10 protein-coding genes and 1 riboswitch are annotated in these 18,050 nt (G+C 62.6%); of the genes, 5 read left to right on the top strand and 5 right to left on the bottom strand.

Features of this window, described 5'->3' with window-relative positions:
- Window positions 1-111 precede the first annotated feature (111 nt).
- Together ACDK93_RS01080 and btuB are read right to left on the bottom strand one after the other, a co-directional pair.
- Window positions 112-3,285 (bottom strand): efflux RND transporter permease subunit, encoded by a 3,174-nt coding sequence (locus ACDK93_RS01080; RefSeq protein WP_458070743.1) that lies wholly within the window; start codon window positions 3,283-3,285, stop codon window positions 112-114.
- A gap of 252 nt (window positions 3,286-3,537) precedes the next feature.
- Window positions 3,538-5,442, bottom strand: a complete 1,905-nt coding sequence (gene btuB, locus ACDK93_RS01075) for a TonB-dependent vitamin B12 receptor (RefSeq protein ID WP_458070742.1) — start codon at window positions 5,440-5,442, stop codon at window positions 3,538-3,540.
- Window positions 5,443-5,582: 140 nt separating this feature from the next.
- Window positions 5,583-5,810, bottom strand: a riboswitch (cobalamin riboswitch).
- A 273-nt stretch (window positions 5,811-6,083) separates the two neighbouring features.
- Between btuB and ACDK93_RS01070 the strand changes: the two genes are divergently transcribed.
- Window positions 6,084-9,116: a TonB-dependent receptor gene (locus ACDK93_RS01070; RefSeq protein WP_458070741.1), complete on the top strand. Its 3,033-nt coding sequence runs from the start codon at window positions 6,084-6,086 to the stop codon at window positions 9,114-9,116.
- 109 nt (window positions 9,117-9,225) lie between these two features.
- Here the strand turns inward: ACDK93_RS01070 and nagA are convergent, their stop codons facing one another.
- The 3 genes from nagA to ACDK93_RS01055 form a co-directional block, all read right to left on the bottom strand.
- The gene (nagA, locus tag ACDK93_RS01065) at window positions 9,226-10,365 is read right to left on the bottom strand and encodes an N-acetylglucosamine-6-phosphate deacetylase (protein ID WP_458070740.1); all 1,140 of its coding nucleotides are present in this window, start codon (window positions 10,363-10,365) and stop codon (window positions 9,226-9,228) included.
- Between the two features lie 203 nt (window positions 10,366-10,568).
- On the bottom strand, window positions 10,569-11,600 hold the full coding sequence (locus tag ACDK93_RS01060) for an SIS domain-containing protein (protein ID WP_458070739.1): 1,032 nt from the start codon (window positions 11,598-11,600) through the stop codon (window positions 10,569-10,571).
- Between the two features lie 70 nt (window positions 11,601-11,670).
- Window positions 11,671-12,423 (bottom strand): GntR family transcriptional regulator, encoded by a 753-nt coding sequence (locus ACDK93_RS01055; protein ID WP_458070738.1) that lies wholly within the window; start codon window positions 12,421-12,423, stop codon window positions 11,671-11,673.
- A gap of 318 nt (window positions 12,424-12,741) precedes the next feature.
- On the opposite strand from ACDK93_RS01055, the gene zwf reads away from it, so the two are divergent.
- From zwf to eda, 4 genes are all read left to right on the top strand, one after another.
- Window positions 12,742-14,172 carry a glucose-6-phosphate dehydrogenase gene (gene zwf / locus ACDK93_RS01050; RefSeq protein WP_458072312.1) on the top strand — a complete coding sequence of 477 codons (1,431 nt, stop codon included), beginning with the start codon at window positions 12,742-12,744 and terminating at the stop codon, window positions 14,170-14,172.
- Between the two features lie 135 nt (window positions 14,173-14,307).
- Window positions 14,308-15,021, top strand: a complete 714-nt coding sequence (gene pgl / locus ACDK93_RS01045) for a 6-phosphogluconolactonase (protein WP_458070736.1) — start codon at window positions 14,308-14,310, stop codon at window positions 15,019-15,021.
- Between the two features lie 206 nt (window positions 15,022-15,227).
- The gene (gene edd / locus ACDK93_RS01040; RefSeq protein ID WP_458070735.1) at window positions 15,228-17,045 is read left to right on the top strand and encodes a phosphogluconate dehydratase; all 1,818 of its coding nucleotides are present in this window, start codon (window positions 15,228-15,230) and stop codon (window positions 17,043-17,045) included.
- 55 nt (window positions 17,046-17,100) lie between these two features.
- On the top strand, window positions 17,101-17,751 hold the full coding sequence (gene eda, locus ACDK93_RS01035) for a bifunctional 4-hydroxy-2-oxoglutarate aldolase/2-dehydro-3-deoxy-phosphogluconate aldolase (RefSeq protein ID WP_458070734.1): 651 nt from the start codon (window positions 17,101-17,103) through the stop codon (window positions 17,749-17,751).
- Window positions 17,752-18,050: the final 299 nt, after the last annotated feature.

Raw genomic sequence — 18,050 nt, 5'->3', positions numbered from 1 at the left:
GGAGGGCGAAAGCTCTGCTTCTAAAAACACACCACGGCAAAACCCAGAGCGACCCCTCACCCTACCCTCTCCCCAATAAAGCCTGGGGAGAGGAGAAAACGTTGCGCTGCTTTACCCGGCCGCCTGCGAAGGCTTGCCTATCGCCTTCAGCCGCCGCTTCGCTGCGCGCCTCTCGATCCGCGCCGCCTTGCGAATCTTCCGATCGTGATTCCACAAATAGATTGCCGGCGTACTCAGCAACGTCAGCAACTGCGACACCAATAACCCACCCACAATCGCGATACCCAGCGGCTGGCGCATCTCCGAGCCCACGCCGAAACCGATCGCGAGCGGCAACGCCGCACCCATCGCCACGAGAGTCGTCATGGTGATCGGACGGAAGCGCACCAGCGCCGCCTCGCGTATCGCCTCGGGCGCAGGCAGACCCCTTTCGCGTTCGGCGACCAGGGCGAAGTCGACCATCAGGATCGCGTTCTTTTTCACGATGCCGATCAACATCAGGATCGCAATGATCGCCATCAGGCTGATCTGCGTTTGCGTGACCAGCAACGCGAGGAAGGCGCCGGCGCCGGCGGCCGGCAGCGTGGAGAGAATCGTCAGCGGGTGACCGAGGCTTTCGTAGAGAATGCCCAGCACGATGTACATCGCGATGATGGCGCCGACGATGAGCACATAGCCGTTGCTTTCGGCCTGTTGCAGTCTCTGGTTCGCGCCGGTGAAGTCCACACGCATGCCTTCGGGCAGCTGCAGGATAGTGGCCGCCTTGTTGATTAGCGCGATGCCTTTATCTTGGCTCACGTCCTTGGCCAGGTTGTAGCTGATGGTCGACACTTCCATCTGGTTGTGGTGGCGGATGCGCGTGGGCGTGAGGCTTGGGTCGATGCGGGCCATGGCCGATAGCGGAATCATGTTGCCCTGCGTGTTGCGCACATAGCTGTTGAGCAGCGCCTGCGCGCTGATCGATTCGGCCGCGGCGGAGTTGAGCACCACGCGATACTGGTTGAGGTCGGAATAGATCACCGACACCTGGCGCTGGCCGAACGAGTTCTGCAGGACCGAGTCGATGTCGCCCATGCTGACCTGCAAACGGCTGGCGGCATCGCGATCGACGTTGATCATCTGCTGCTTGCCGACTTGGTCGAAATTGCTGCTGACATCACGCAGCTGCTTCATCGTGCGCAGCTGGCGCACCATCTTCAGCGTCCACGGCTGCAGGTCGCCGCCGTCGGAACTGACCAGCTGAAATTCGTACTGGCCGGCGTTGTCGCCGCTGCCGCCACCGCCGAGAAACTGCACGGGCGTAACCTCGACGCGCACGTTCGGCAGCGCGTCGAGCTTCTTGCCGAGCCGCTCAATCAGCACCTTGATGTTTTCGTGACGCTCGTTCGGGCCGCTGCCACGCGGTTTGAGATCGACCCACATCGTGCCGCCGTTGCCGACCGCCCCGTTGCCGCCACCGTTGGAGCCCAGCACGCTGAGGATATCCACCACGTCGGGCTCGGCCTGGATGATGCTGGCCGCATGTTTGACGCGTTCGGCCAGCAGCGTGGGCGAAATATTGGTGTCCGCCGTGAGATCGACCTGCAACTGGCCGGTGTCCTCGTCCGGCATGAAGGTGCCACCAGCCGTTTTCACGACGGCGAACGCCAGCACAACGGTAAGAATAAGCAGCAGCAGCGGCTGCCAGCGCATCAGCCGGCGATGGCGCATGGCCCAGTCCAGCGCGCGTTCGTAGCGGTGATGCAGATTGCGATCAAAGCGCTCCATGGCCAATTCAATGCGTGACGGCTCACGCACGATGCCCTGCGCATCCTGTTTCAACAGCAGGCCACACAAGGCGGGCGTCAAGGTCAGTGACACGAGCGCCGAAATAACGACGGCGGCGGTGAGCGTGACGGAGAATTCGCGCAACAGCAGCACCAAAATACTGTTGCCGAACAGCAAAGGTGCGAACACGGCGATCAATGACAGCGTGATGGAAATGACGGTGAAACCAATCTCGCTGACGCCAACCAAAGACGCCTCCAGTGCCTCTTCACCGTGCTCCATATGCCGCACGATGTTCTCGATCACCACGATCGCGTCGTCGACGACGAAGCCGATGCATAGCACGAGGGCCACCAGCGACAAGGTGTTGAGCGTATACCCCAGGATCCACATCACCACGAACGCGCCGGCCAGCGAGAGCGGCACGCTCAGCGTGGCGATCAGCGTCGGCCGCAGGCGGCGCAGAAATACGAGCATGACCAGCACCACCAGCACGATGCTTATGGCCAGCGCCACCTCCACCTCATGCAAGGCCGACTTGGTGGTCTGAGTGAGATCGAACATTGGCGTGATGGTGATATTGGCGGGCAGCGAAGCGCGCAGCTGCGGCAGCTTGGCAAGAATTGCTTGCACCGTAGCCACCGCGTTGGCTTCGGGGCGCTTGCTGATCTGCATCGCAACGGTCTTGCTACCGTTGAACCAGGCACCCTGATATTTGTCCTGTTCGCCGCTGTAGACCTTGGCCACATCGGACATGCGCACGGGCACACCGTTGCTATCGGAGATCAGCAGCTTGCCGAACTCCTCCGGGGTCTGCAGGGCGTCGTTCGCCGTGACGGTCATCTGCGTGTGCCCGTCCGACAGTACGCCCTGCGGCGAGGACACGTTGGCGGCGATCAATACATTGCTGATGTCGTTGGCCGTGAGGTTTTTGGCGGCCAGCGCGTGCATGTCCAAATCGATGCGCACCGCGTGCGGCGTGCCGCCGAACACCTGCACCTGGGCCACGCCGGGAATTTGCGCCATCGCCGGCTGCAGCAACGTGTCGGTAAGGTCGTAGAGCTTATCGATCGGCAAGCCATCGGATCGGAGCGTCACCAGCAAAATGGGGATCGATGCTGTGTCCACCTTGAAGTACTGCGGCGGACTCGGCAGTGCCGGCAGATCAGCCTGTGCGGCGTTGATGGCGGCCTGCACGTCGCGTGCGGCCTTGTCGGTATCGCGCCCGAAATGAAAGCGCACGATCACGGTTGCCGACCCCTCGGTGGCGTTGCCGTACATTTCGTCGATGCCGGGAATCTGCCCAAGGTGCCGCTCCAGCGGCGCCAGCACCGTGCTGGCCATGGTCTGCGCACTCGCACCGGGCTGTGCAGCCTGCACGAAAACGACCGGCAGCTCGAACGAAGGCAGTGCCGCCACGCCGAGCAAAAAATACGCGCAGATACCGGCCAGCACCAGGCCGATCGCGAGTAGCGACGTGCCGGCGGGGCGGCGAATCATGGGGGCAAAGATATTCATGGCGCTTCCGTGGCCTGCAAGCATACCGGCGAGCCGACGCCGGCGAACATTTTCGCGGACGTAAAAGGGCGTGCGGCAGCGGCGTGCGTATCGATCATGCCGACTTTATGCCTGTCGGCGTGCGCAAACGTATGTGCCTTAAGTCCTCACCCTGTCGAAAGGCAGGGGTGAACGTCCGTGTTCGTGTCGCTTCCGCTCCACTCCCTGGAGTGCCACTCCGCCAGCATCCGTGCTGACGGCACAGGCGAATGGCTACAGACTTGCCGGGCTGTAGCGCAACGTCAAGTACCAGGTGCGACCTGGCTGGTTGAAGTAGTAAGCGGTTTCGTAATCGCGATCGAAAATATTCGCCAGCCGCGCCTCGACCTTCCAGTTCGGCGCAAACGCGTAGCTGGCACGCAGGTCGGTGGTGGCGTAACCGCCGAGGCGATGCAGGTTGGCCGCGTCGTCGTAGCGTTTGCTGTCAGCGTTGAAGGTGCCGCCGATGGCGAAGTCGCCGTAGCTCTTGTCCAGCTCCACACGCGCGGTCTGCTTCGGCCGACGCGGCAGCAGATTGCCGTTGTTCGGACCGCTGTCGTCCTCGATCGGCTGCATCGCGGTGAGGTAGGTCTGCACCCGCCAGCCGTCGAGCGTGACGCCCACCTGCCCTTCCAGCCCGCGGATGCGCGCCTGACTGATGTTCTGCGGCACGTAGTTGGCATCCAGGGTGATCAGCTGATTGATGCGCGTCTGGTAGGCGTTCAACGCCCAGTTCCAGATACCTACCGTCTGCGACACCCCCAGCTCGGCGCTGCGCGAGCTTTCCGGCTTCAGATCCGGGTTGCCGCTGCCGTAGGGGTAGTAGAGATCGTTGAAGGTCGGCGCATGGAAGGCGCTGCCGTAGCTGGCGGTGAGCTTGAGGCCGTCCGCAAAGTTGTAGCCCCAGGCGGCCGCGCCGGTGTTGTGATTGCCGAACTGGTCGTTGTGGTCATGCCGCGCCGAAAGCTGCACTTCATTCTGGCCGAAGGTGCCCTGGTACTGCGCATACGTGCCGGCATCGCCGCGGGTGCTGTCCAGATAACCGGTGTCGCTGGTGATGTGCTCCTGCTGATAGTCCGCGCCCACCGTCAGCAGCTGACCGCTGCCGAGCGTGATGTCGTTCTGCCAGGAAAACTGGTTGCGCCGCGAATCGGCGTAACCAGTCGGCGTGCGCGGGTAGTAATCGCCGAAGTAGGTGCCCTGGTAATAGGTCTGCGAATCGTCGCGGCTCTGGCCCGCGTTCAGCGTCACCTTCCAGATATCCAGCGGTGAGAACGTCAGCCGCGTCCCGGCGACGTGCTGCTCGTTGACGGCATCGTTGCCGCCATACGGACTACCGGCGTATTCGACGTTGCTCTTGCTGCGCAGCCAGTCGAAAGCGAGCTCGGTGCCGTTGTCCCAGCGGTAGCCGGCATTGGCCGAACCGTTCCAGTTGCGGTAGGCGTCATCGCGCGGGTCGTCGACAAAGCAGCCGGCCCCGGCTTCCGCTGCGCCCAGCCGACAGGCGGGAATACCGCTGGTGTACTCGCCGCCCAGGCTGACGTTGTACCAGGCGTGCGGATCGCCGCCGGACAAGCCGACCTGTGAATTGACGAAGCCGTTGCTGCCCGTGGTCACACTCAACGACGGCGTAATGCCGCCGCCGGCGTTTCCGTGCTTCGTGAAAATCTGGATCACGCCGCCGATCGCGTCGGCGCCGTAGAGGCTCGAACGCGGACCGCGCACGATTTCGATGCGATCGATCTGCTCGACCGGAATCTGTTCAAATGCGGGCAGCCCGGCGGTAATCGAACCGATCCGCACGCCATCGATCAATACCAGCGTATGGGTGGAGTTGGTGCCGCGCAGAAACAGCGACGACTGCTGGCCGAGACCACCGGACTGCGCAAACGTCACGCCCGGTAGGCCGTTCAACAGATCGATCACCGAGACCGGCTGCAGCCGCTCGATGTCGGCATGCGTAATAACAGTCACGGACGACAGCGACTCGTCGATCGTGATCGGCGTACGCGTGGCGGTAACGATCACCGGATCGAGCGAGCTGGTGTTGCTCGCGTCGGCAGCGCCCTGGTCGGCCGCGTGGGCGGCCATCACGCAGCTCAAAAGCGAGGCTGCCAGTACAGTCTTTTTCAATGTCATTCCCCGGCCGCACACCCGCGCGCGGCCCATATGTTCGATGGGCTGGCGGCTGACGACAGGAAAAGACGGAACAACGGGCAGGCGCGGCGCGCACAAACTGACGTCGCCACGGCACGTGGTTCAGCCTCGCCCACCGCGAGCCACCAGATATCGTCCAGGCCGGTCTCCGGGCTGACGAGCAGCAGACGTATCAATCGCCTGCTCCGAACGACGCCTTCCCGTGCAAGCACAGTGGCATCCGCCGTTCGTTGACTCGCTTACCGTTGCGGGGGCAGCGCCGGCCTTGCAGTGCATCCGCACCACGCACCGGCTTCCCGTTTCATCCCTCCGGCGTGAGCCCTTGGGACACCTCGACCCCGGCACTGTAGTGGCTGATCCGCTGCATCCGCAAGTCGGCCGGGCATACGCCAGCGTATCCACATCCTTGCGCAAGAAATTGCTAAAAAGTTGTTGACCAAACAGGAAACAGTGACGTAAGTTCTTTCATAAGCCGTAACATTTTGTCAACACAACTGACACACGGCCTGCATGGCCTCGCTGGGCGAGCCATGGCCTCAGGTACCGAAAATCTTTTCGTGGCCTCACTCGACCATCTCACTCGAACTCCAGCCGACAGCGCTGGCATGTATTGGGGAAACATCATGGGCAAGTTGAATAACGCACGTACTTACGACACGCAAAGGATGCCGAGGCGCAACATTTTGAGCGTTGCGCTGATTATCGGCATGGGATCGGCTGGAGCAGCGTTTGGCCAATCCACCACTGGTTCTGTGTTTGGACAGGCGCCTACGGGAAGCGGCGAAACCGTAAAAATCCAAAGTGGGTCTGGCATCACTCGCGAAGTGCCAGTGGACGCCAACGGTCGCTATTCGACCAGCTCCCTGCCGGTTGGAACGTACACCGTAACCCTTATCCGCGATGGCGCCGTCATTGGCTCGCGCGATAACGTCACTCTTCTTGTCGGCTCGGCAACCGAAGTTTCCTTCGCGAAGGAATTAGGGACGGTAAACGTCTCTGCCAGCGCACTACCGGCCATTGACGTGAAAGCCGTCGACTCGCGCACTGTCGTAACCGCCGAGCAGCTCGCCAAATTGCCCCTGGTGCGCACACCTGAAGCTATCGCCCGACTGGCGCCTGGTGTGATCGACAACAATGTCTACACCAGTTCTACCTCCGGACAGTCGCTGAATTCCTTCGGCGGATCGTCGGTCACGGAAAATTCTTACTATATCAATGGTTTTGCCACCACCGATCCGCTGAAGAATCTGGGTGGTCTGACGCTACCGTACGGCGCCATCGACCAGGTGGAAGTGCTGACCGGTGGCTTCGGTGCCCAATACGGTCGCTCGGATGGCGGTGTGCTCAGCATAGTAGGCAAGCGTGGCACCAACGAATGGCATTTTGGCGGCTACGCCGGATGGACGCCGTCGTCACTGAAAGCGGACGCCAATGACATCTATTCGGTGTATGGACCCAATGCCGGCAAGATCTACAACGTCAATAAGCCGGACAAGTCGAGCACGACCGAGCTTAGCCTCTATGGCGGCGGCGCGCTGATCAAGGACAAGCTTTTCCTGTTTCTTTCTGCTGACGTTGAGCGGCAGGCAGGCAAGTCGGTCCTCGGCAGTTCAACAACAGCCAGCGCGTCGCCTTATACGGACTACACGTACGATATGCCACGCTGGTACGCCAAGCTGGACTGGAATATCAACGACAGCAACATACTCGAACTCACCGGGGTCTCGGACAAGCGCAGCTACACCGGCGCCATCTACGACTACAACTACGACACGAAATCGCGCGGCGATTACCTCACCAAAGACACTTACACCAAAACCGGTGGCGACGCTTACATCGCGAAGTACACGTCGTACATAACCGATGATCTGACGGTGAGCGCTCTTCTGGGCACTATGAAAACGCGGGACTATCAAGAGCCGGGCAATCCCAGTTCGGATGCCTACGTCAACGGCGCCGATCAGCAGAACCCTGCTTATACCGGCGGCAATCCGAACGGGTACGTAGGTTCGCAAACGCTGCTCAGCGCTCAAGATCCACGCAATAACAACAAGATCAACAGTTTTCGCTTCGACATCAGCTACAAGCTTGGCGATCACCTCATCAGCGGTGGCATCGACAACCAGACTGCACGCTCAAACTACATCGGCAGCAATACAACAGGGCCTGGTTATTACTGGGACTATTCACAGACCGATACTCCGAACGTGCCAATCTCCGACGGCTTGGGCGTCGGCGCGCCTGGACAGAATTATTACGTCGATCAAATCTACATTTCCAACTCGGCGTCAGTCCGAACTGTGCAGCATGCACAGTACATACAGGATGACTGGCAGATCGACGATCGCTGGCTGGTCAAAATTGGCCTTCGCAATGATCAGTTCACCAATTACAACAGCAGCGGTCAGCCATATATCCGACTGACCAAGCCACAGCTTGCGCCGCGCCTTGGCTTCAGCTGGGACGTCAACGGCGACTCCAGTTTCAAGGTCTACGGTAATGCTGGTCGCTATTATCTGGCGTTGCCGAATAACGTAGCGGTTCGCGGTGCATCCGGCAGCCTGTTCACCGATCAGTATTTCACTTATACCGGTATTGATCCGGCGACGGGTGCTCCGACCGGGTTGGCGGCTATTAACGCCACGCCCGTTTCAACCAATAATGAATTTGGTCAGGCGCCAGACCCGAAGACAGTGGCGACCAGCAACATCAAAGCCGAATATCAGGATGAATACATTCTCGGTTTCGATAAGACTCTGACGCCAGGCTGGACATACGGCGCTAAGGTCTCTTACCGCAAACTTCGCACCGCTGTGGATGACGTCTGCGATCCGGACACGATTGTTGCCAAGGGTGTGTCGCTGGGCTACGACCCGAGTCAGTTTGGCAATCTCAACGGCTGCTATCTGTTCAACCCAGGTCGCACAAATAACTACCTGGTGAAACAGGACGACGGTAGTTATATCGACATCCCGGTAAGCTGGAAGGACTATGGTTTCCCGCCACTGAAGCGCCGCTACTATGCACTCGATTTGTTTTTGCAGCATGAGTTCGACGGCAAGTGGTTCGGTCGCGTTGATTACACGTTCTCGCGTAGCTACGGCAACACCGAAGGCCAGACAAAAACGGGGGGTGTGCCCGGAGGCCAGGATGACGTTTCGCAAACCATTGATTGGGACAACTCGGCGGTAATGGATTTTGCCAACGGCCCGCAGTCTGCAGACCGTCCGCATCAGTTCAAGGCATATGGTTACTATCAAATCACGCCCGAGTGGCAGGTCTCCGGCAATCTCAGTGTGACGTCGGGCGCCCCACAGAGTTGTCTTGGCTATACCGGACCAGGCGCTGACGGTGATCCGACTGGGTATGCGCCTTACTATCACTACTGCGGCGGTGTGCCTTCGCGTCCTGGTTTGAAGCGCTACCCGTGGTTGAAGCGTATAGACCTGGGAGCGACGTACCGGCCTGCGGTCATGGATGGCAAGTTCGGCCTTTCCCTTGATGTGCTGAACGCGCTGAATGCTCAGGAAACAACTCAGGAATATACGATCTACAACACGTCGCCTGGCGTTGGTAATTTCGCTACAAGCTATCAGCGCGTCATATCCCGTCAGACGCCGCGTTACGTGCGCCTGTCTGCGACTTACGATTTCTGATAACTCATAAATCGTTCAGCCCTATAAAACGCCGGCGGAATTATACCGCCGGCTTTTTTCTTGGATATTCTTTGCCTTTTGAGATTGACAACTCATCAACGTCGATCGTTCAGTTGAGCCTACCGCCAATCCAGCTTTGCTCAATATTGTAACCATCATTCATGACGACAAGATCGGCGCGATAGCCGGCGGCAATCTGGCCGTGGCTATGGCCCAAACCCAAAAATTCCGCGGGATACGTGCTGGCCATGCGCACGGCTTCTTCCAGCGGTAGGCCCAGCATCTGGACGGTGTTGCGCACGGCGCTGACCATGTCGAGTGCAGAGCCGGCCAGCGTGCCCTGCGCCGTTTGGCAGATGCCGGCTCTCGCGCTGATGGTTTCGCCGTTGAGCACAAAGTCGGGATGATCCGCGCCGACCGGCGGCATCGCGTCGGTGACCAGCAGCATCTTGCCGCGCGGCTTGGCGGCGATGGCGGCGCGCAGCGTCGCCGGATGCACGTGATGGCCGTCGACAATCAGCCCGCACCAGCTTTGTGCATCGTCGAGCGCGGCACCGACCACGCCGGGTTCGCGGCTGCCCAGCGGCGTCATCGCGTTGAACAGATGCGTGAAGCCGCGAATGCCGTCGGCCAATGCCTTTTTGATCGTGGCGTAATCCGCCGCAGTATGACCGGCACAGAGCACCAGCCCTGCTGCGGCCAGCGCCCTGATGCTCTCGCTCGCCACCTGATCGGGTGCCAGCGTCATCAGGCGCACACCGGCATGCGGGGCACACAGCATGGCGAGTTCCTCGCCGCCGGGGGCGTGGAAAAATTTCGGGTCATGCACGCCCTTGCGCGCCGGTGCGAGATAGGGGCCTTCGAGATGGATGCCCAGCACGCCGGGCACGTTTTCCGCCAGCGCCTGTTCCACCGCGGCCATCGCGGCGCGCATGGTCTGCACGTTGTCGCTGATCAGCGTCGGCAGAAACCCCGTCGTGCCAAAGCGCCGATGCGCGGCGCCGATCTGGCGAATCGTTTCCACGGTCGGCGCGTCGTTGAACAGCACGCCGCCACCGCCGTTGACCTGCGTATCGATAAAGCCAGGCAGCAGCATGGCGCCCTGCAGATCCTGCTGTTCCGCCTGCTGCATGCGGGCGTCGGATGACGGCACCACGTCGAGGATATGGCCGCCGTCAAGCAGCACGGCCACATCTTTCCGCCAGCCTTGCGGCGTGAGCACGCGAGCGTTCGTGAGGGCGATTGTCATGGCGGATCCTGGTCAGGTGTGTGTCGAAAAATCGGTTTGCTGATTCGAGTTTTGGAACAGCGGCAACAAGGTATTGGCAGGTTGTACTTCTACGCCGCACCCTAGACCCGTTAGCTGCTGTGCAAACGGCGCGGAGCGTGCAGCACGAGAAATCATCGGCGACCCCGGTTTCGCTCGCCCCTAGTCGCTCGCCCTCCAAAAAATCAAACCGTCTCCGTCACCTTGTTCAGATGCGGCGGCACGTCAGGATTGAACCCGCGGCGCAGCGACAGCTCGGCGGTCGCGCGATAAAAACTCTGGATGATCAGCAGCGGCGTGCACAGCGCCGGCAGGCCCGCCATCACTGGCAAACTGCCTTTTCCTTTTTGGCCCGGCGCAGCCACCCACACGTGGGCGCCGCGCTTTCGAAACATGTCGGCCAGGGCCAGCGTGCCTTCCAGCGTGTCGTCGTCCTGCGCGAAGCACAGCACGGGAAAATCTGGTCCGACCAGCGCCATCGGGCCGTGCTTGACCTCGGCTGCACTGAACGCCTCCGCGTGCAGGCCGCAGGTTTCCTTGAACTTGAGCGCCGCTTCCAGCGCAATGCCGAGACCGAAGCCGCGGCCGACGACAAACAGATTGTGCGCGTCGGTCAGCCCTTCGCTCAGGCTCGACCAGTCGGCATCCCAGCCGCTGCGCAGCGCGTCGGGCAAGGCGTGCAGCGCTTCGCCGAGTTCTTGGTCACCGCGCCAGCGCGCGCATAGATGCAGCACAGCGGCGAGCGCCGCGATATAGCTCTTGGTCGCCGCTACGCTGCGCTCGGGGCCTGCGTGCAGCGGGATCACCGTATCGGCGATCGCGGCCAGCGGCGAATCCTCCACGTTGACCAGCGCGATGACGCGCGCGCCGGCGATCTTGGCCGCCTGTGCGTTGCGCACCAGGTCGGGGCTTTTGCCCGACTGCGAGATCGCGATGAACAGCGCGTCCTGCCAGCGCTGTTCGGCCGCGTAGACCGAAGTCACCGACGGCGAGGCGGATGCGGTAACGATACCGAGCTGGGTTTCGAAAACGTACTTGGCGTAGGCGGCGGCGTGATCGGAGCTGCCGCGGGCGCAGGTCACGATGAAGCGCGGTGGATGCGCGCGCAGCGTTTGCGCCAGCGCCGTGACGATTTCATCGTTAGCGGCAAACTGGCGCGCGACGACATCGGCGGCTTCGTGCGCTTCGCTATACATCAAGGTGTCGCGTGCCTGCATGGGATTCTCTGGGTTGAAGGATTTATGGACGTCTAGACGGCTGATGGATCGGTTCCACGGGAAGGCTCCGTCAATCCGTCTGCAGTTCGGCAACAAAATCGTAGATATCGCCGCGATACCAGGAGCAGGTGAACTCCACCACGCGGCCGTCGTCGAGAAAGCTGCGGCGCTCGATATTCAAACCTGCGCTGCCGGCGCTGACGTGCAACAGCCGCGCCTGCTGCGCATTGAGCGACACCGCGCGCAGCCGTTGCAGCGCGCGCCGCGGCCGGCAATTGAACTGCTCCAGCACTTCGTACAGCGAGTCGTGCACGAGCATGGGATCGGGCAGCACGCTGGCCGGCACCACGCTGCGCTCGATCGCCAGCGGTTCATCCTGGCCGTAGCGCACGCGGTGCAGGCGCACCACCAGAGAGCCCGGCGACAGGTTCAACGCCATCGATTCCTCCGGCGTCACTTCGCCGATGCCGCGCTCGAAAAACTCCGAGCGCGGGTGCAGTCCACGCTCGTGCAGATCTTCGGTAAAGCTGGTCAGCCGTGACATCGGCTTGACGATGCGCTCGGCGATAAACGTGCCGGCACCGTGGCGCTGGGTCAGCAGGCCTTCCTCCACCAGCCCGGCGATCGCCTTACGCACGGTGACCCGCGAAAGCTTGAGCGCGACCGACAGATCGCGCTCACTGGGCAGCGCCTGACCCGGCTCGATATCGCGGTGTTCCACCACGTTGCGAATCGCCCGGCGCAGGCGCAGATAGGCCAGCGGCTGGTTGGTGGCCGGATCGTGACAGATGCGGCGGTATTCGTTAGCCAGGGCGGTTTCCATAGTCGCACAAGATACCAATGAGTAACCACTTAGGCAACTACCCGGCGGATGCCTGCCCAAAGCCGTGGCGCCACAATGAGATTTGTTAGCGTTTTGCTCATTTCGCTTATGATTTCTGAGGCCGCGCAGAAACGGGTGGCGCCGTCTGGTATGTCACTGGTATGATCAACGCCAACCGGGCAGCAGCACCTCTTGGTCGCGCTTGTCTGCCCTCACGGCATTTATCGAGGTGACTTCGTGACTGCTTCTTCGACTAGCTCCAACCGATCAGACGCCTCCCAGGGCGGCTCCTCCCAGCGCACCGAACCCTTCGACCTGGTGATTTTCGGGGGCACCGGCGATCTGGCCCTGCGCAAGCTGCTGCCCGCCCTGTACCACCGCTTTCTCGACGGCCAGATTCCCGACAGCAGCCGCATCGTCGGCATCGCCCGCGAAGGGCTGGACGACGACAGCTACCGTGAGCAGGTGCGCGACACCCTCAGCAAGACCAGCGGTGCGGAAACGGCGAAGATCGAGGCTTTCCTCAAGCAGGTCGGCTACCGCTCGCTGGATGCGCGCAAGGACGAGGGCTGGGACGAATTTGCCGCCCTGATCGGCGAGCAGCCCGAGCACATCCGCGTGTTCTATCTCTCGACCTCGCCCGAACTGTTTGTCGATATCTGCGGACGCCTGGGCAGCTACAAGCTCAACGAGGGCAAATCGCGCGTGGTGCTGGAAAAACCGATCGGCCGCGACCTCGACAGCGCCAACCAGATCAACGACGCGGTCGGCCGCGTGTTCGACGAATCGCAAACGTTCCGCATCGATCACTACCTCGGCAAGGAGACCGTGCAGAACCTGCTGGCGCTGCGCTTCGGCAACGCATTGTTCGAGCCGCTGTGGAACAACGCGCACATCGACCACGTGCAGATCACCGTGTCCGAAACGCTGGGCACCGGCAACCGCAGCGCCTACTACGACCGCGCCGGCGCCCTGCGCGACATGGTGCAGAACCATATCCTGCAGCTGCTGTGCATGGTGGCGATGGAACCGCCGTCGTCCCTGGCACCGGATGCGGTGCGCGACGAAAAGCTGAAGGTGCTCAACTCGCTCAAGCACATCGACAGCAGCAACGTCGCACAGCTCACCGTGCGCGGCCAGTATCGCGCCGGCGTGTCCGATGGCGTCAAGGTGCCCGGTTATCTCGATGAATTGGGCGATACCAAGTCGCATACCGAAACCTTTGTCGCGGTGAAGGCGGAGATCGCCAACTGGCGCTGGGCCGGCGTGCCGTTCTATCTGCGTACCGGCAAGCGTCTGCCCGATCGCGTGTCGGAAATCGTGGTCGCGTTCAAGCCCGTGCCGCATTCCATCTTCCATGCCGAAGCCGGCACGCTGGCGCAGAACCGGCTGGTGCTGCGGCTGCAGCCGGATGAAGGCGTGAAACTGTGGCTGACCATCAAGCACCCAGGCCCCGGTGGCCTGCGCCTGCGTCACGTGCCGCTGGACATGAGCTTTGCCGAAGCCTTCGGCGTGTCGCAACCGGACGCGTACGAGCGCCTGCTGCTCGACGTGGTACGCGGCAACCCCACGTTGTTTATGCGTCGCGACGAAGTGGAAGCCGCATGGCGCTGGGCCGGCCCGATTCTGGCCGCCTGGTCGGCCAGCGGTGAAGCGCCGCGGGCGTATTCGGCCGGCAGCTGGGGCCCCAGCGCGGCCATTGCGCTGATCGAACGCGACGGCCGCACCTGGAGCGAGGACAGCGACTGATCGCTCCACTCGCCCGCGGGCCGTTAGCGGTGATTCACTTGCGCGGGACCAACGGTACGTCACACTTCACCTTCCTTCCTAACGATAAGCAGGGCGCGCCTTCCGCATGATGCGTCCGGCGCGCAAACACCATCCATGACCACGCATCTCAACGTCACCACCCACAGTTTCACCGATTGCCACGCGCAGGCTGGCGCGCTGGCCGAACGCGTCGCCAAGCGGCTGCGCATGAGCCTCAACCAGCGCGGTCATGCGCTACTCGCCGTTTCCGGCGGCAGCACGCCGAAGGACTTCTTCGCCCAGCTGTCGAAGGAAACGCTGGACTGGGCCAATGTCAAAATCACCCTGGTCGACGAGCGCTGGGTGCCGGACACCGACGAGCGCTCCAACGCCAGGTTGGTGAAAACGACGCTGCTGCAGAACGAAGCCGCGGTCGCCAAGTTTGTGCCGCTCTACAACGATGCGCCGGCGCCGGAAGAAGGCCTCGCCACTACCAGCCGGCGGATCGAAGAACTCGCGTTGCCGTTCGACGCGGTCGTGCTGGGCATGGGTGACGATGGCCACACGGCGTCGTTCTTTCCCGGCGGCGATCATCTGGCGGAAGCGCTCGATCTCAACGGCAAATCCCGCGTATTGCCCATGCATGCACCCGACGCCGGCGAGCCGCGCATCACGCTGACCCTGCCGACGCTGCTGGAAACCGAATCGCTGTTTCTGCTGGTGACCGGCAACAAAAAGCGCGATCTCCTGGCCGACGCACGCCTGGGCCTTGGCGCGGCGCGCGACTATCCGGTGCGTTCCGTTCTGACCCAGCTGCGCGTGCCGGTGGCGGTGTACTGGTGTCCATGAGCTTTGGTCGTTGCCTCACGGCTTTCGCAACGGCGCCCTTCCGCTCCTACAAAGCGTAGCGGCGGGGGCACTCGGTCGAAGGCGGCCCAAGTGGTCTGCACGGCTCTTCAACTTCGTTCTGCGCCGCTTCGATCAGGGAGAAAGGAACACGGCTTACCGCCCTGCATAAACCGCTTCCACCGCACTACCTGTTACGGAGTCCTGAAATGAACACGCTGCATCCCGTGGTTGCCGAAGTCACCGAACGCCTGCGCGAACGCAGCCGCGAAACGCGCGCAGCGTATCTGCAGCGCATCGACGCGGTGGATCGCGGCGGCCCTCACCGCGCGCGCCTGTCCTGCGGCAACCTCGCGCACGGTTTCGCCGCCTGCGGTCCGGACGACAAGGACGCGCTGCGCAACGGCCTGCGCGGTAACCTCGCCATCGTCACCTCGTACAACGACATGCTCTCGGCGCATCAGCCGTACGAGCGCTATCCGGCACTGATCCGCCAGATCGCGCGCGACGCCGGCTTCACCGCCCAGGTCGCCGGCGGCGTGCCGGCCATGTGCGATGGCGTGACCCAGGGTCAGGCCGGCATGCAGCTGTCGCTGTTTTCGCGTGACCTGATCGCCATGGCCACCGCCATCGCGCTGTCGCACGACATGTTCGACGGCGCGCTGTACCTGGGCATTTGCGACAAGATCGTGCCCGGCCTGCTGATCGGCGCGCTGAGCTTCGGCCACCTGCCCGGCGCGTTTGTGCCGTCCGGCCCGATGCCCAGCGGCATTCCCAACGAAGCAAAGACCAAGGTCCGACAGGCTTATGCCGAGGGCAAGGCCGGCAAGGCCGAGCTGCTCGAGGCTGAGGCCGCCTCGTATCACAGCCCCGGCACCTGCACCTTCTACGGCACCGCCAACTCCAACCAGATGCTGATGGAGATCATGGGCCTGCACCTGCCCGGTGCCAGCTTCGAGCCGCCCGACACGCCGCTGCGCGACGCGCTCACCGCCGACATCGTGAGCCGGGTCAACGCGCTCGGCGCGCTCGGCGACAACTACCTGCCAATCGGCCGCATCATCGACGAGCGCGCCATCATCAACGGCGTGATCGGCCTGCACGCCACCGGTGGCTCAACCAATCATCTGCTGCACCTCGTCGCCATTGCGCAGGCGGCCGGCATCCAGCTGCGCTGGGACGATTTCGACGCGCTCTCCGGCGTGATCCCGCTGCTGGCCCGCGTGTATCCGAACGGCTACGCCGACGTGAACCAGTTCCACCAGGCCGGCGGCATGGCCTTCCTGATCGATCAGCTGCTCGGCGCTGGCTTGCTGCACGCCGATGTGCAGACCGTCTTCGGCAGCGGTATGGACGGCTATACGCAAATTCCGCAGCTCGACGACAGCGGCGCGCTGCGCTGGACGCCGGTCTCCAAGCAGAACGGCAATCGCGGTGTGCTGCGCGGCATGGACGAACCGTTCCGCCACGACGGCGGCCTGCGCATGCTGCAGGGCAATCTCGGCCGCGCCGTGATCAAGGTGTCCTCGGTGCCCGACGATCGACTGATCATCGAGGCGCCCGCCGTGGTGTTTCACGATCAGGACGAAGTCGGCGAAGCGTTCAAGCGCGGCGAGCTCAACCGCGACTTCATTGCGGTGGTGCGCTTCCAGGGCCCGCAGGCCAACGGCATGCCGGAGCTGCACAAGCTCACCCCGACGCTGGCCCTGCTGCAGGATCGCGGCTACCGCGTCGCCCTGCTCACCGACGGCCGCATGTCCGGCGCCTCCGGCCGCGTGCCAGCGGCCATCCACGTCACGCCCGAGGCCGTGGCCAGCGGCAATATCGCCAAGATCCGCAATGGCGACATCATCCGCCTCGATGCGGTGAATGGACGTCTGGACGTCCTGATGGAAACGCACGAACTTGACGCGCGTCTGCCGCAACATGCGGATCTGTCCGCCCAGCACAGCGGTATGGGCCGCGAACTGTTCGGCCTGTTCCGGCAGGCGGCGACCACGGCCGACCTTGGCGCCGGCGTGCTTTGATCGTTTCGCGACCAGCGCGCAGCCACTCCCTTTCCAACTTTCCGCGAGCGATTTCATGAGCAGCATCGAACACAAGCAGCAGCAGGTCGAAACCCTTATGCGGCTGGCGCCGGTGATTCCGGTGGTGATCATCGACAACGCGCGCGACGCCGTGCCGATGGCGCGCGCCCTGGTCGCCGGCGGCATACCCACGATCGAAGTCACGCTGCGCACGCCGGCCGCGCTCGACGCGATCCGCGCGATCGCCGCCGAAGTGGAAGGCGCCGTGATCGGTGCCGGCACCGTGCTGACCGCGCGCGATCTGGAAGCCGCCCGCCACGCCGGCGCGCGCTTTGCCGTATCGCCCGGCGTCTCGCCAAAACTGCTCGACGCCGTCGATGACAGCGACGTGCCGCTACTGCCCGGCGCGGCCACAGCCAGCGAGGTGATGACCTTGCTGGAGCGCGGCTATCGCTTCCTGAAATTTTTCCCGGCCGTGCCGGCCGGCGGCACCAAGCTGCTCGGCGCCTGGGCCAGTCCGCTGCCGCAGGCGCGTTTCTGCCCCACCGGCGGCATCAGTCTGGCCAGTGCGCCGGATTTTCTGGCGTTGACGAATGTGCTTTGTGTGGGCGGGTCGTGGTTGACGCCTGCGGACAGGTTGGCGGCGGGGGATTGGGCTGCGGTTGAGTTGTTGGCGCGCGAGGCGGCGGGGCTACGCTCGCTCTGATTTTTCGCCGGCCGGAATTTCGCCTCGGGCTTTTCGCTTTAGCCCCCTCTCCCCAAGCTTTATTGGGGAGAGGGTCGGGGAGAGGGACGCTCTGGCTTTTCGCGGTTGATGTGTTTTTTAGAAGCAGAGCTTTCGTCCTCCTTCGGAGGCCGAGTCACTTCTCTTTGCGTGGCCAAAGAGAAGTGACCAAGAGAAAGGCCACCCCACTTGGCGCTTGCCGGGCTGCGCCCGTCAAGTCCGTGAGCCGAGGCCGGGCTTTTCGACAGGGCTCCTGCCCTGACGAAAAGGAATCGGCATCC

It is taken from the genome of Rhodanobacter sp. BL-MT-08 (genome assembly GCF_054161255.1).
The sequence above is the reverse complement of the archived record's forward strand: the minus strand, read 5'-3'. Positions and strand labels throughout refer to the sequence as shown.

What these genes read in the sequence shown, in the direction of transcription:
- ACDK93_RS01080 (WP_458070743.1), bottom strand. Translation starts at nt 3,285, where the DNA reads ATGAATATCTTTGCCCCCATGATTCGCCGCCCCGCCGGCACGTCGCTA.
- btuB (WP_458070742.1), bottom strand. Translation starts at nt 5,442, where the DNA reads ATGACATTGAAAAAGACTGTACTGGCAGCCTCGCTTTTGAGCTGCGTG.
- ACDK93_RS01070 (WP_458070741.1), top strand. Translation starts at nt 6,084, where the DNA reads ATGGGCAAGTTGAATAACGCACGTACTTACGACACGCAAAGGATGCCG.
- nagA (WP_458070740.1), bottom strand. Translation starts at nt 10,365, where the DNA reads ATGACAATCGCCCTCACGAACGCTCGCGTGCTCACGCCGCAAGGCTGG.
- ACDK93_RS01060 (WP_458070739.1), bottom strand. Translation starts at nt 11,600, where the DNA reads ATGCAGGCACGCGACACCTTGATGTATAGCGAAGCGCACGAAGCCGCC.
- ACDK93_RS01055 (WP_458070738.1), bottom strand. Translation starts at nt 12,423, where the DNA reads ATGGAAACCGCCCTGGCTAACGAATACCGCCGCATCTGTCACGATCCG.
- pgl (WP_458070736.1), top strand. Translation starts at nt 14,308, where the DNA reads ATGACCACGCATCTCAACGTCACCACCCACAGTTTCACCGATTGCCAC.
- edd (WP_458070735.1), top strand. Translation starts at nt 15,228, where the DNA reads ATGAACACGCTGCATCCCGTGGTTGCCGAAGTCACCGAACGCCTGCGC.
- eda (WP_458070734.1), top strand. Translation starts at nt 17,101, where the DNA reads ATGAGCAGCATCGAACACAAGCAGCAGCAGGTCGAAACCCTTATGCGG.